Raw genomic sequence first — 12,814 nt, forward strand, 5'->3', positions numbered from 1 at the left:
CCCGGCTGCCTCAGCCGGCCGGGCGGTCGGTGACCACGAGCATCGGCCCCAGCCGGTCGCGGCGGTAGTTGATGCCGGCGTCGGGGTAATAGAGGCTCGAGACCTGGCCGTCGAAGAACAGCGCGTCGCGGCAGCCCAGCCGGTCGCGGAAGAACAGCCCGAAGTCCCAGAAATTCACCGCCTGGCGCGACAGCACGAGTCGAACGGTGCGCCCGTCCTCGCTGGCGCAGACGCCGTTGCGGACGTAGCGGCTGTCGGAGCCGTCGATGAAGCGCGGATGCAGCTTGCCGTCGATCAGCAGCATCGGCCCCGACTGGGTGGCGAGATCCGGCTCGTGGGTGCCGGCGATGTAGGCGCCGGTCTCCATCACCCTCGCCTTGCCGTCCTCGACGAAGAACACCCCGTTCGGCTGCAGCGAGTAGTTGCCGGTCCCGGTGCCGCGCACCAGCGAACTGACCTCGCGGCCGTCCTGCACCGCGAGACCCACGGCTCGCCGGTCCTCGTGGTACATGCCGGCATTCATGATCAGGCGGACGCGCGCGCCGTCGACGCTGGCGCTCGCCCGTTCGAAGGTCTCGTAGGGCCGGCCTTCGGCATCCTCGGCCCGCAAGGAAACGTCGTAGCGATCGAGCGGCACGTCGCAGACGATGTACTCTATGCCGGACGCCGTTTCGGTGCGGCAGATGCCGTCATGGCCGGCCGGAATGCTCGGCATCGGCTGCAGCCAGCCGAGCAGGCTGCCGAAGGCCGCCAGCGAGACCGGCCAGACGCTGTTCAGACGATGACGCCCGGCCATGATGATCTCCGTCGCGATGTTTCGGGCCCGACGCGAATTCGGGCGGGCGCCCGAGCCGCCGCGATCAGCTGCGCAGCAGCTCGTTGATCGAGGTCTTCGAGCGGGTGCGCTCGTCCACCCGCTTGACGATCACGGCGCAATAGAGGCCGGGGCCCGGCTCGCCGTTGCCCATCGGATTGGCCGCCGGCAGCGAGCCCGCGACGACCACCGAATAGGGCGGCACCTCGCCATAGGTTATCGAGCCGGTGGCGCGATCGACGATCTTGGTCGACTGGCCGATATAGACGCCCATGCCGAGAACCGAGCCCTCGCGCACGATGCAGCCCTCGACCACCTCGGAGCGGGCGCCGATGAAGCAGTTGTCCTCGATGATCGTCGGACCCGCCTGCAGCGGCTCCAGCACGCCGCCGATGCCGACGCCGCCGGAGAGGTGGACGTTCTTGCCGATCTGGGCGCAGGAGCCGACCGTCGCCCAGCTGTCGACCATCGTGCCGGTGTCGACATAGGCGCCGAGATTGACGAAGGACGGCATCAGGACGACGTCCTTGCCGATGAAGGCGCCCCTGCGGACGATCGAGCCCGGCACGGCACGGAAGCCCGCCTCGCGGAAGCGGTTCTCGCCCCAGCCCTGGAACTTCGACGGCACCTTGTCCCACCAGGTGGCGCCGCCGGCGCCGCCCTCGATGACGCTCATCTCGTTGAGCCGGAACGACAGCAGCACTGCCTTCTTCAGCCACTGGTGCACCGTCCAGGTGCCGTCCCCACCGCGCGTCGCGACCCGCGCCTCGCCGCTGTCGAGCATCTCCATCGCCGTCTCGACCGCCTCTCGCACCGGGCCGGTGGTCGAAGCGGAGACGTTGTTCCGCTCCTCGAAGGCGCGTTCGATGGTCGATTCGAGGGCGGCGCGGTCCGGCGCGGTCATCGGCGGGCTCCTGGAAAAGCGGGAGAAACGGGCGGCTGGCGCCCTGTCGAAATCGGTGCGGACCCTAGTTGAAGGCCCTTGAGGAATCAATTCGAGCAGGCGAGGCATTCGTGACGCAAGAGACACCCCGCGACCAGAACGGCTGGGATCCGTTTCCCAGTTCGCAGCGGGACCGGCAGGACGTGGAAGCCATCCCGGCGACGGCGCAGACACGATCGCCCACCTATCGCCTCGCCTTCGACGACTCCGACTTCCTGACCCGCGAGGAGCTGCGCGGCGTGCGGCTGCAGCTCGAACTGGTGAAGCCCGAGATGGCGCTCAACGAGGCGGGCATCCTCTCGACGGTGATCCTGTTCGGCGGCGCGCGCATCCCGGAACCCGGCACCGCAGCCTGGGCGGCGCGCAACCCGGTGCAGAAGCGCAATCTCGAGGCGAACTCACGCTATTACGAGGAGGCGCGGCGCTTCGCCCGCTTCGCCTCGCAGCACTCGGCCGACACGCATGGCGGCAAGGAGTTCGTCATCGTCACCGGCGGCGGGCCGGGCGTCATGGAGGCCGGCAATCGCGGCGCCGCCGATGTCGGCGCGGTGTCGATCGGCCTCAACATCACGCTGCCGCACGAGCAGGCGCCGAACCCCTACACGACGCCGGAACTCTCGTTCAACTTCCACTATTTCGCGATCCGCAAGATGCACTTTCTCTTGCGGGCCAAGGCGATGGCGATCTTCCCGGGCGGGTTCGGCACGCTGGACGAGTTGTTCGAAGGCCTGACGCTGATCCAGACGCGGCGGATGCAGCGCATCCCGGTGATCCTGTTCGGCGAGGAATTCTGGCGCCGCGTCATCAATTTCGAGGCGCTGGCGGAAGAAGGCACGATCGCGCCGTCAGACCTCGACCTGATCACCTTCGCCGACACGGCGGAGGACGGCTGGAAGGCGATCCGCGACTTCTACGAATTCTGAAACGCCCGGCCTGAGCTTCCGGCTCAGTCGGCGGTGCGGCCCATCCGCTCGCGCAGCGCGGCGCAATGGTCGGTGACGTCGGCGCGCGGCGTGAAGATGGTGAAGTCGTACGGCGCTGGCGAATCCTGCTTCAGGCCGTAATCGGCCTGCGAGCCGGCCGCGTCGCTGACTTCAACCATCTGGACCGAGACCGATTTCGACTCCGGCTCGCGGGCCGCGAGGATGGCGGGCACCGCCCGGTCGGTGCGGACATGGCCGGCACCGGCGATCAGGACGGCGCTGCCGCTCTCTCTCGCCGCACCGATCAGCGCATCGGCCATCGCGCCGTCGCGGGCGCGCTGCACGACGCTCATCGGCTCGATCGCGGCATCCGGCATCAGGCCGCAATGCGCCTCGCGGATGGCGTCGGCAAGTTCCTCGGACTGTGCCCGGGGCAGCGGGTCGTTCAGCGACAGGCGTGCGACGTCTTCCGCCGACAGCGCCTTCAGGCCGCCCTTGGAGATCGCGCCGACCATCGCGTCGTCGAGATTGCCGGGTGCCATCGAAAGATCGTTCTGAACGGCGGCCTCAAAGATCGGCCGGTAGATCGAGAAGTCCGGCCAGCCGCGCTCGGTCCATTCGAGCTCGCGGGCAAGCGCCGCCAGATCGCTCCCGCCGGATTCGCGGAAGCTGTCGAGGGCCGCGCCGAAACGCTCGGGGATCATCTCGAACACCACGGAGGGCGTCGTGCCGGCCCGGGCGAGGTCGGCCACGATGTCGGCCTGCAGCCGGTGATGGTCCGGATTGTCGTGGATCTCGCCGAGCAGCACGTAGCGGGCGGACCTTGCCTCCTCGAGCAGCGCGCTGGCGCTCGACGGCAGGCCGTCGCCGCGGAAGACGCCGCCGACCAGCGGGTTCTCGACGAAGTGCCGGGCGGTCCAGCGCGGCGCGTCGGAATCGAACAGCTTGGTCGCGGTGACCGCCCCGTCGTCCGCGAGTTCGGCAACGTCGAGGGTTTCGGCAGCCGCGTCGCCGGCAGCGGCAAGCCGCGCCAGCTCGGCGACGGAACTGCCGTCGTCGTCGAGGGAAACCGTCGGGGCCGGGTCGGCCGCGACCGCGCCGCCGAAGGGTGCCGCCGTCGCTACCGCGATGAAGGTGGCGCTGCCGTCCTTGCTATAGGGAAGCCGCACGCGGTCGTCGGGTGCCGGCGGGACGAAGGTCGCGTCGTCGGTCGCCGCGATCGGAAGCTTTGCCACGATGCGCTCGACATTGCCCGCCGCCGCGAAGCCGAGGCCCGCGAAGACGGTGATGCCGGCAGGTATCCAGACGTAGCGTCCCAATTCGGCATGTCCCCCATGTCAGATTGCCCGGCGCGAATCGGCAGCGTCGGATCGCGTAGAGATCGGTAACGGATGTGGCGAAACTATTGCAGGCCGGGGCTTTGGCGAAGATTTTCCGCGGCTCGTGGATGAAACCACCGAAACGGTGAAAATTTCGGTAAATTCGCGCTCGCCACGAGGGTGGAGAGGGGCGGACGGCCCGACCTCGGCCGGACCGTCCGCGTCGCCTCCCCAGGCAACTCCCGCCGCTTGGCAGGCCGAATCACGGCCCACTCTCCTCGGGTACCACCCATCCTGCGTACAAGCGGCTCGCGCCGCGCGATAGGCGCCCGGCGCCACAACCCAAAGCTTTTGGCAAGGATCGACAACGAAACGTTAAATCAGTTGGGGACAAGCCCCTGCCTAGAGGCGCGCCGCCAGCGCGCGGCTCGGCCAGCAGGTCGGCGCCATGCCGTTCTTCGCCTCGAATTCGCCGATCGAGCGGCGGGTCTTGAAGCCCGCCAGCCCGTCGGCGCCGCCGACATCGTAGCCGAGGGCGATCAGCTTCTGCTGCATCCGCGCGACGTCGCCGCGGGTCAGCCGGTCGGTGTCCCGCCACTGCCCGGCCAGGGGGCCCGCCCCCTGCTTGCGGTCGGCGGCATGGCCGACGAACAGGGCGTAGAGGTCGGAGTTGTTGTATTCCTTGATGACGTAGAAGTTCGGCGTGGCGATGAAGGCCGGCCCGTGGCGCCCCGCCGGCATCATCAGATGGCCGCGGGCGGCAAGCTCGTTCGCCGGGAACGGCCGGCCGGAGACGCGGGTGACGCCGGCCGCGGCGAATTCCGATATCGGGCGGCCGCGATCCGGGCCCTCGTTGGCGCAGGAGACGCTGGCCGGCACCACCACCTCGAAGCCCCAGTCGCGGCCCGGCTGCCAGCCGGCCTGGCGCAGGTAATGGGCGATCGAGGCGAGCGTGTCGGGCACCGAGTTCCAGATGTCCTTGCGGCCATCGCCGTCGAAATCCACCGCCAGGTCCAGGAACTTCGTCGGCATGAACTGCGGCTGGCCGAGCGCCCCGGCCCAGGAGGACTTCATCTCCGACACCTTGAGATGCCCGTCGGCGACGATCTGCAGCGCGGCCAGCAGCTCCTCGCGGAACATCGCCTTGCGCCGCGCCAGATAGGCCTTGGTGCCCAGCACCTGAAAGGCGTTCTCCGGAATCCTCGCGGTGCCGAAGCCGGACTCACGGCCCCAGATCGCGACGATGATCGGCGCCGGCACGCCGTAGCGGGCGACGATCCGGTCGAGCAGCGCCTTGTGCTTGCGAAGCAGCGCCCTGCCCTGGCTGACATTGCCGGCGACGTTGCGCTCGGAAAGATAGTCGGCGCCGCTCTTGAACTCGGCCTGGAAATTGGTCTCGGCGACCCCCTCGCCCGAGCCCGGAAGCTGCAGGTCCGGCAGTTTCAGGTTGAGGCGCACGCCCTCGAAGGCCTGGTCGAAGATCGGGCGCGGCACGCCACGCTGGCGCGCCGCCGGCCAGATGTCGGATTCCAGGAAGTTGCGGAAGCCGGCGTCGAGGTTCTGCGCGCCGGCCGGGGCGAGGGCGCAGAGGAACAGGGTCACGGCGAGCAGGGTGCGGAGCATGGCTTCCCATCGAAGGTCGGCCGCGGACGAAGCGCCGCGGGAGCGTCACGCACCGTTAGCGGACGATGCAGGATCGAAGCTGCAGGTTTCGATGGCGATATCACGGCGGCGACGACACGGTGCCGCGGCGGATCCCGGCATTCCTGCCGCGACCGGGTTCCCGCTGCTCAGAGCCCCGTTCGCGAGCGCATGGCGGCGGCGAGCGTGCCCTCGTCGAGATAGTCGAGCTCGCCGCCGACGGGCACGCCGTGGGCGAGCCGCGTCACCTTCACGTCGAGCCCCTCCAGCTGGTCCATCAGGTAATGCGCCGTGGTCTGGCCCTCGACGGTGGCATTGACCGCCAGAACCAGTTCCCTGATGCCGCCGCGATGCACCCGCTCGACCAGCTGGCGGATCGTCAGGTCATCGGGCCCGACGCCCTCCAGCGGCGACAGGACGCCGCCGAGAACGTGATAGGCGGCATTCAGCGCCCTGGCGCGCTCCAGCGCCCAGAGATCGGAGACGTCCTCGACGACGATCACCGTCGTCTGGTCGCGCGAGTGGTCGGTGCAGACCGTGCAGGGGTCGAACGTGTCGATATTGCCGCAGACCGAGCAGATCGTGACCTTGTCGCGCGCTTCCGCCATCGCCGCGGCGAGCGGCGACAGCAGCTGTTCGCGCCGCTTGACGAGATGAAGGGCGGCCCGACGCGCCGAGCGGGGGCCAAGGCCCGGAAGCTTCGCCAGCAGCTGGATCAGCCGCTCGATCTCCGGGCCTGCAATGGGTTTTGCCATGAATGACGAGCCGGTCGGCTATCCTCTGTCGCGGCGGGGGCGCGGCCCTGCGGCCGCCCCTCCCGCCAGTGTCCGCCGCAGATCCGCGGGCGCGGTCGGCCCCGTCAGAACGGAAACTTCATACCGCCGGGCAGCTGCAGGCCGGCGGTCATTTCCTGGGTCTTTTCCTGGATCGCCAGGTCGAGCTTGCCCTTGGCGTCGTTGTGGGCGGCGACGACCAGGTCCTCGACGATGTCCTTCTCTTCCTCCCGCAGGAGGCTCGGGTCGATGGCGATGCCCTGCATCTCGCCCTTGCCGTTCAGGCTGACGCTGACCACGCCGCCGCCGGCCTGACCGGTCACCTCGATGCGGGCGACCTCTTCCTGCAGCCCGGCCATCTTCTCCTGCATGGCCTTGGCCTGCTTCATCATCCCCATCAGGTCTTTCATCGCTTATCTCCTATTCGTCGTCGTCCACTTCGGACGGATCATCCAGAATGTCATCGTCCACCATAGCGGCGAGTTCCTCGACGACCACCGCCGCCTCCGCCTCGCCGCGCAGCCGCACGTCGACGATCTTGGAACCGGGAAAGGCCGACAGGACGGCGGCGACCTCCGGATCGAGCGCCGCGTCCGACAAAAGCGTGGCGCGGCGCGACGTCGCGGCTTCCTCCAGCGTCGGCATCGCCTCGCCGCTCGAGATCGCCACGACCCAGCGCTGGCCGGTCCATTCGTGCAGCTTGCGGGTGAGGTCGCTGATCAACGTGCGCGGCGCCTCGGGCGTCAACGCGACTTCCAGGCGGCCGGGCACAAGTTTCACCAGCCGCAGATAGCGGTGGATCGAGACCCGCATCAGCGAGTCGCGCTTGGTCTCGGCCAGCGCGACCAGGTCCTCCAGCGATGCGATGGCAATTTCCGGCGCCGCGGCCTGCTGGGGCGAGGCCCGCTCTGGCGACGGGCTGGTCGAGGCGAGGGCAAGATGCGCCCGCGAGGGGGATGCGCTGGGTGCCGGCCCCGGCAAGCGCGCTTGTGCCGAGGCCGCCGAACCATTGCCGCCGCCGCCACCGCCGGGCGGATCGCGCGGCTCGGCCGGGCGGGTCGGCTGCGCCGCCGGCGCCGGCAGGGCATCGGTGCCCTCCTTGCGGATCAGCCGCACCAGATCGTCGGGCGACGGCATGTCGGCGGCGTGGGCGATGCGGATCAGCGCCATTTCCGCCGCCTGCCGCGGCGTCGTGGCGTTGCGGGTCTCCTCCAGCGCCTTCAGCAGCATCTGCCAGACCTGGCTGAGCGTGCGGATCGACAGCGTGGTCGAGAAGGCAAGGCCCCGCTCGGCCTCCATTGGCGACAGCGCCGCGTCGTCGGCCGCTTCCGGCACGTAGCGCAGCGTGGTGACCAGATGGGTGAAGTCGGCAAGGTCGGCGAGGACGACGGCGGGATCGGCGCCGGCCTGGTACTGGTCGCGCAGTTCGGCGAGCGCCGCCCGGCCGTCGCCGGCCATCAGCTTCTCGAACAGGTCGATGACCCGGACGCGGTCGGCAAGGCCCAGCATGTCGCGCACCGCGACGCCGGAGATCGCCCCTGCCCCGTGCGCGATGGCCTGGTCGGTCAGCGACAGCGCGTCGCGCACCGAGCCTTCCGCCGCCCTTGCGATCAGGCGCAGCGCCTCGGCGTCGATGGCGACGCTCTCGGCATCGGCGATCTTCTGCAGATGCGCGATCAGCGTCTGGGTGTCGACGCGCCGGAGGTCGAAGCGCTGGCAGCGCGACAGGACGGTGATCGGCACCTTGCGGATCTCGGTCGTCGCGAAGACGAACTTCACATGCTCCGGCGGCTCCTCCAGCGTCTTCAGCAGGCCGTTGAAGGCCTGGTTCGACAGCATGTGGACCTCGTCGATGATGTAGACCTTGTAGCGCGCCGAGACCGGGCGGTAGCGCACCTGCGCGATGATCTCGCGCACGTCGTCAATGCCGGTGTGGGAGGCGGCGTCCATCTCCACCACGTCGACATGCCGGCCTTCCATGATCGCCTGGTCGTGGATTCCGGGCTCCACCATGTGGATGGTCGGCTGGTCGATCGTGTCGGTCTGGTAGTTCAGCGCCCGGGCGAGGATGCGGGCGGTGGTGGTCTTGCCGACGCCGCGCACGCCGGTGAGCATCCACGCCTGGGCGATCCGGCCGGTCTCGAAGGCGTTGGTGAGGGTGCGCACCATCGGCTCCTGGCCGATCAGGTCCTCGAACGAGGCGGGGCGATATTTGCGGGCGAGGACGCGGTAGGGTGTCGCAGCGCCCTCCGGTGTCGTCGCTGTGCCGCTGTCGGTATCGCTCATTGCGTCAGGTCCGGATCTCGGGAAGCGCGTGCCCCGGTCGGCAGATACCGCCCGCTCGGCATCGCCGCCCGCCGGGATGCCACGCTCCGCCCGGTTCTGAAGCGAAAGGATTGACGGCGCAACCCCCGTCGCACAGATGCGGCATGGCCGTCGTTTTGCCTTGAATGAAGCGGACGACAGTCGCAAACATCGTGCTGCCGCAACCGGCGGGGGCACGCCGGGCGGCAGGACGCGCCGCAGAGAAACATCATGGCCCTTGGACGATACCAGCGACAGCGCAAGCTGGCGCTCTTTGCGATTCTCTTCGCCGCCTTCATGGCGCTGCTCTTCGTCGGCTCGGCTTGGCCGGAGGAGATGCACGAATCGGTCGAAATGGCAGGCCTGGCGCTGATCGTCATCGGCATTGCCGGCCGGATCTGGTGCACCCTCTACATCGGCGGGCGCAAGGCCGCCGAGATCGTCGCCGAGGGTCCCTACTCGATGTCGCGCAATCCGCTCTACGTGTTTTCCAGCATCGCCGCCGGCGGCGCCGGGGCGGCCACGGGCAGCATCGTCCTCGGCCTCGTCTTCGCGATCGGCTGCGCCGCGGCGTTCCGGATCGTCATCCTGCGGGAGGAGGCCTATCTCCGCGACGCCTTCGGAACGTCGTTCGACAGCTACGTCACCCGCGTGCCGCGCTTCCTGCCGGATATCTCGCTGTTCCGGGACGCGCCGACGATCACCGTCGACATGGCGCTGGTCTACCGGACGCTGGGCGACGGGCTGGTCTTCTTCCTGGCCGTGCCGTTCTTCGAAACGGTGGAGATGCTGCAGGCGGGGGGCTATCTGCCGGTGCTGCTGCGGCTCTATTGAGCGGCGGCAAGGGCAGCGCCGCTGCCCCCTCGCGACACGGGTAAGAAGGTGGGAGGCTGGCACGATGACCCGTGCCATGCTCGTTGGGGCTGCTTCCTTCCGGACCTGACCCGGTTGGCGAGTGGCTCGTCCACCACCAACCTCCCGGCCTCCATATCGATGATCGCCGTCCTAAATGCAAGACGGGCGCTTCTGGAGATCACGCGATGCAAGCCTTCGAACTCGACTCCCGTCTGGCGGCGGACACCGTGGCGGTGAGCAGGCTCGGGCTGTGCGAATTGCGGCTGATGAACGACCGGCGATGGCCCTGGGTGATCCTCGTGCCGCAGCGTCCCGGCATCACCGAGTTTCATGAGTTGACGCCGCTCGACCAGACCATGCTGACCTTCGAGATGGGGCTGGTCGCCAAGGCGCTGAAGGCGGTGACCGGCGCCGGGAAGATCAATATCGGCGCGCTGGGCAACGTCGTGCCGATGTTCCACCTGCACGTGGTGGCGCGCAGCGCCGGCGATCCGAACTGGCCGGGACCGGTCTGGGGGTTCGGCGCGCGGGAAGCCTATGGCGGAGCGGAGGCCGAACGGTTCTGCGAAACGATCCGCCAGGCGGTGCTGCCGGCATGAGAGACGACGATCACCGTCCCGACACCGCGCAAGCCGAACTGAGCGCACGCACCGGCTTTGCCGGCAACCGTCTGTCGCGCGACGGCGAGCACCGCACCGATGCCAGCCTTGCCGAGGCGCTGGCGCATCCGGCGGCACGGCTGTTCCTGGCCAGCGGCGACAAGTGGCTGCTGCGCACCGGCACGGCGGCGGACCCGCTGTTCAGCCGGGCGGAGGCGGAGGCGCTCGGCGCCGGCCTCGCCGGCAGCGTGCTGCTCGGCACCGACATGGCGGGACAGCCGCATCTCGCCGCCCGTCTCGCCGAGGAGATGGCGCCGGCGGACGGCATGGCGCTGGTCGACCTGCGGTCGATCGCCATGCAGGGCCTGCTCGATCCCGACAGCGAGGGCCAGCTCGGCCAGGCGGCGCATCTCCTCGGCTGGCACGCCCGCAACCGCTTCTGCGCCCGCTGTGGCGGCGAAACGGTCGCCGAGGCCGCGGGCTATCGCCGGCGCTGCCCGGCCTGCGGCGACGTGATCTTCCCGCGCACTGACCCGGTGACGATCATGCTGGTGCATGACGGCGAAGGCCGCTGCGTTCTCGGGCGCCAGCCGCGCTTTCCGGAGAAGTTCTGGTCGTGCCTTGCCGGCTTCGTCGAGGCGGGCGAGACCGTCGAGGACGCGGTGCGCCGCGAGACGCTCGAGGAAGCGGGACTCGCGGTGAGCCGCGTCGACTATCTCGCCTCGCAGCCCTGGCCGTTTCCCGGCAGCCTGATGATCGGCTGCATGGCGCTGGCGCCGGCGGCGCCGATCGTCTTCGACGCCACGGAGCTCGAGGCCTGCCGCTGGTTCGGCCGCGACGAGGTGCGCGCGATGCTGGCCGGCACGCATCCGGACGGCCTCGCGGTGCCGCAGCGCTTCGCCATCGCCCATCACCTCATCAAGGCCTTCGCCGACGGGTGAGCCCTACTCCCCCGGCGCCCCGACCGGCCCCTCCAGCCGGCCTTCCGCGGCGGGATAGACGCCGAGGATCTGCACGCGGCGGGTGAAGAAGGCGAGTTCCTCCAGCGCCAGCCGCACGGCATCGTCGTCGGGATGGCCCTCGACGTCGGCATAGAACTGCGTCGCGACGAAATGCCCGCCGATCTGGTAGCTCTCGAGCTTGGTCATGTTGACGCCGTTGGTGGCGAAGCCGCCGAGCGCCTTGTAGAGCGCTGCCGGCAGGTTGCGCACCTCGAAGACGAAGGTGGTCACCGTGCGGCCGCCCTGAGGCGCCCACAGCGCCTGCGGCGCGGCATCGGGTCGCGACAGGATGACGAAGCGGGTGATGTTGTTTTCCGAATCCTCGACGTTGCGCTCGATGATCTCGAGCCCGTACCGGCCTGCCGCGAGTTCCGGGGCGAGCGCCGCCCGGCTCGGGTCCTTCGCCTCGGCGACTTCGCGCGCCGCGCCCGCCGTGTCGCCGGCGACCTGCGGCTTCCAGCCATTGCTGCGGATGAAGTTGCGGCACTGGCCGAGCGCGTGGATATGGCTGTGGACGCTGCGGATCGCCTCCCGCCCGGTGCCCGGCAGCACCATCAGCTGGAAGTGGATCGGCATGAAATATTCGCCGACGATCTGCAGGCCACTATCCGGCATCAGGTGATGAATGTCGGCGACGCGGCCGGCCAGCGTGTTCTCGATCGGGATCATCGCCCGCTCTGCCTCGCCGGAACGCACCGCCTCGAAGGCGTCGTCGAAGGACGGGCACGGCAGTGGCTCCATCGTCTCGCCGAAGACCTGCCGGCAGGCCATGTCGGAATTGGCCCCGAACTCGCCCTGGAAGGCGATCAGCGGCAGCTTGGTGGCTTGATGGCTCATCAGACGGCAACTCCATACATGGCGCGGGCGCGTTCCAGGTCGTCCGCCGCGTCGACCCCCAGCGGCACGGTGTCGACGATCTCGGCGTCGATGCGCATGCCGTCCTCCAGCGCCCGCAGCTGCTCCAGCCGCTCGCGCACTTCCAGCGTGGACGGCGGCAGCGCGACGAAGCGCTCGAGGCTGGCGCGCCGATAGGCGTAGAGCCCGACATGGTGGTAGAGCGGCCCCTCGCCCCAGGGCGCGGTGGCGCGGGTGAAATACAGCGCCCGCAGCCGCGACGGGCCGACCGGCGCGCCGACCAGCTTGACGACGTTGGGATTGGTCTTCTCGGCCTCGTCGCGGATCTCGACGCAGAGCGTCGCAACGTCGCAGCGCGGGTCCTCAAAGGGCGCAAGCACCTGGCGAATCGCCTCCGGCTCGATCGTCGGCAGGTCGCCCTGGACGTTGACGATGGTCTCGACCGCGCCGTCGGGATCCACCGCCCGGAGCGCCTCGAAGATCCGGTCCGAGCCGGACTGGTGGTCCGGCGAGGTCATCACCGCATCGAAGCCCGCCGCTGCGACGGCGTCGCGGATTTCCGCCGCATCGGTGGCGACGACGACGCGGCCGATCCCCGCAGCCGCCGCCCGCTCGGCGACCCTGACCACCATCGGCTTGCCGGCGATATCGGCGAGGGCCTTCCGGGGCAGGCGCGTCGAGCCGAGACGAGCCGGTATGAGCACGAGAATGGACATGGGCGATTCGTGAACCGAAGGTGAGTGCGAAAGCGCTTGAATGCGGCCGTCATGGGTGACAATAGACGCGG

At 69.3% G+C, this 12,814-nt stretch carries 13 protein-coding genes and 1 other RNA gene; 4 read left to right on the top strand and 10 right to left on the bottom strand.

Features of this window, described 5'->3' with window-relative positions:
* Positions 1–10: 10 nt before the first annotated feature.
* Both LXB15_RS17065 and dapD read right to left on the bottom strand, forming a co-directional pair.
* A complete protein-coding gene (locus LXB15_RS17065; protein WP_233949584.1) occupies positions 11–796 on the bottom strand; it encodes a phosphodiester glycosidase family protein in 786 nt (261 codons plus the stop codon).
* A 64-nt stretch (positions 797–860) separates the two neighbouring features.
* Entirely contained in the window at positions 861–1,718 is an 858-nt protein-coding gene (gene dapD / locus LXB15_RS17070) for a 2,3,4,5-tetrahydropyridine-2,6-dicarboxylate N-succinyltransferase (RefSeq protein WP_233949585.1), read from the bottom strand.
* A gap of 110 nt (positions 1,719–1,828) precedes the next feature.
* Between dapD and LXB15_RS17075 the strand changes: the two genes are divergently transcribed.
* On the top strand, positions 1,829–2,680 hold the full coding sequence (locus LXB15_RS17075) for an LOG family protein (protein ID WP_233949586.1): 852 nt from the start codon (positions 1,829–1,831) through the stop codon (positions 2,678–2,680).
* Between the two features lie 23 nt (positions 2,681–2,703).
* Here the strand turns inward: LXB15_RS17075 and LXB15_RS17080 are convergent, their stop codons facing one another.
* The 5 genes from LXB15_RS17080 to LXB15_RS17100 form a co-directional block, all read right to left on the bottom strand.
* A complete protein-coding gene (locus LXB15_RS17080; protein ID WP_233949587.1) occupies positions 2,704–3,999 on the bottom strand; it encodes a ChaN family lipoprotein in 1,296 nt (431 codons plus the stop codon).
* Positions 4,000–4,401: 402 nt separating this feature from the next.
* Positions 4,402–5,622, bottom strand: a complete 1,221-nt coding sequence (locus LXB15_RS17085; protein WP_233949588.1) for a lytic murein transglycosylase — start codon at positions 5,620–5,622, stop codon at positions 4,402–4,404.
* 167 nt (positions 5,623–5,789) lie between these two features.
* Positions 5,790–6,395 carry a recombination mediator RecR gene (gene recR / locus LXB15_RS17090; RefSeq protein WP_233949589.1) on the bottom strand — a complete coding sequence of 202 codons (606 nt, stop codon included), beginning with the start codon at positions 6,393–6,395 and terminating at the stop codon, positions 5,790–5,792.
* Positions 6,396–6,499: 104 nt separating this feature from the next.
* Positions 6,500–6,823 carry a YbaB/EbfC family nucleoid-associated protein gene (locus LXB15_RS17095; protein WP_183207262.1) on the bottom strand — a complete coding sequence of 108 codons (324 nt, stop codon included), beginning with the start codon at positions 6,821–6,823 and terminating at the stop codon, positions 6,500–6,502.
* 10 nt (positions 6,824–6,833) lie between these two features.
* Complete coding sequence (locus LXB15_RS17100) at positions 6,834–8,699, bottom strand: DNA polymerase III subunit gamma/tau (protein ID WP_233949590.1); 1,866 nt, start codon at positions 8,697–8,699, stop codon at positions 6,834–6,836.
* Positions 8,700–8,948: 249 nt separating this feature from the next.
* Here LXB15_RS17100 and LXB15_RS17105 point away from each other — a divergent pair, with 249 nt between their 5' ends.
* Complete coding sequence (locus tag LXB15_RS17105) at positions 8,949–9,551, top strand: isoprenylcysteine carboxylmethyltransferase family protein (protein WP_233949591.1); 603 nt, start codon at positions 8,949–8,951, stop codon at positions 9,549–9,551.
* 48 nt (positions 9,552–9,599) lie between these two features.
* On the opposite strand, the gene ffs is transcribed toward LXB15_RS17105, so the two are convergent.
* Positions 9,600–9,696, bottom strand: an RNA gene (gene ffs / locus LXB15_RS17110) — signal recognition particle sRNA small type.
* 61 nt (positions 9,697–9,757) lie between these two features.
* Between ffs and LXB15_RS17115 the strand changes: the two genes are divergently transcribed.
* On the top strand, positions 9,758–10,171 hold the full coding sequence (locus tag LXB15_RS17115; protein ID WP_233949592.1) for an HIT domain-containing protein: 414 nt from the start codon (positions 9,758–9,760) through the stop codon (positions 10,169–10,171).
* A complete protein-coding gene (gene nudC, locus LXB15_RS17120; protein WP_233949593.1) occupies positions 10,168–11,112 on the top strand; it encodes an NAD(+) diphosphatase in 945 nt (314 codons plus the stop codon). Before LXB15_RS17115 ends, nudC begins: the two co-directional genes overlap by 4 nt.
* A 3-nt stretch (positions 11,113–11,115) precedes the next feature.
* Here nudC and LXB15_RS17125 read toward each other — a convergent pair whose 3' ends face one another.
* Together LXB15_RS17125 and LXB15_RS17130 are read right to left on the bottom strand one after the other, a co-directional pair.
* Positions 11,116–12,009 (bottom strand): prephenate dehydratase, encoded by an 894-nt coding sequence (locus tag LXB15_RS17125; RefSeq protein WP_233949594.1) that lies wholly within the window; start codon positions 12,007–12,009, stop codon positions 11,116–11,118.
* Positions 12,009–12,743, bottom strand: coding sequence for a 3-deoxy-manno-octulosonate cytidylyltransferase (locus LXB15_RS17130; RefSeq protein WP_233949595.1), 735 nt, complete (start codon positions 12,741–12,743; stop codon positions 12,009–12,011). Before LXB15_RS17130 ends, LXB15_RS17125 begins: the two co-directional genes overlap by 1 nt.
* Between the last annotated feature and the right edge of the window lie 71 nt (positions 12,744–12,814).

Origin of the sequence: Aurantimonas sp. HBX-1 (assembly GCF_021391535.1) — a bacterium.
In the GTDB taxonomy this organism is placed as follows: domain Bacteria; phylum Pseudomonadota; class Alphaproteobacteria; order Rhizobiales; family Rhizobiaceae; genus Aurantimonas.

Coding starts and splice junctions, on each gene's coding strand:
- LXB15_RS17065 (WP_233949584.1), bottom strand. CDS start 796: ATGGCCGGGCGTCATCGTCTGAACAGCGTCTGGCCGGTCTCGCTGGCG.
- dapD (WP_233949585.1), bottom strand. CDS start 1,718: ATGACCGCGCCGGACCGCGCCGCCCTCGAATCGACCATCGAACGCGCC.
- LXB15_RS17085 (WP_233949588.1), bottom strand. CDS start 5,622: ATGCTCCGCACCCTGCTCGCCGTGACCCTGTTCCTCTGCGCCCTCGCC.
- recR (WP_233949589.1), bottom strand. CDS start 6,395: ATGGCAAAACCCATTGCAGGCCCGGAGATCGAGCGGCTGATCCAGCTG.
- LXB15_RS17095 (WP_183207262.1), bottom strand. CDS start 6,823: ATGAAAGACCTGATGGGGATGATGAAGCAGGCCAAGGCCATGCAGGAG.
- LXB15_RS17100 (WP_233949590.1), bottom strand. CDS start 8,699: ATGAGCGATACCGACAGCGGCACAGCGACGACACCGGAGGGCGCTGCG.
- LXB15_RS17105 (WP_233949591.1), top strand. CDS start 8,949: ATGGCCCTTGGACGATACCAGCGACAGCGCAAGCTGGCGCTCTTTGCG.
- LXB15_RS17115 (WP_233949592.1), top strand. CDS start 9,758: ATGCAAGCCTTCGAACTCGACTCCCGTCTGGCGGCGGACACCGTGGCG.
- nudC (WP_233949593.1), top strand. CDS start 10,168: ATGAGAGACGACGATCACCGTCCCGACACCGCGCAAGCCGAACTGAGC.
- LXB15_RS17125 (WP_233949594.1), bottom strand. CDS start 12,009: ATGAGCCATCAAGCCACCAAGCTGCCGCTGATCGCCTTCCAGGGCGAG.
- LXB15_RS17130 (WP_233949595.1), bottom strand. CDS start 12,743: ATGTCCATTCTCGTGCTCATACCGGCTCGTCTCGGCTCGACGCGCCTG.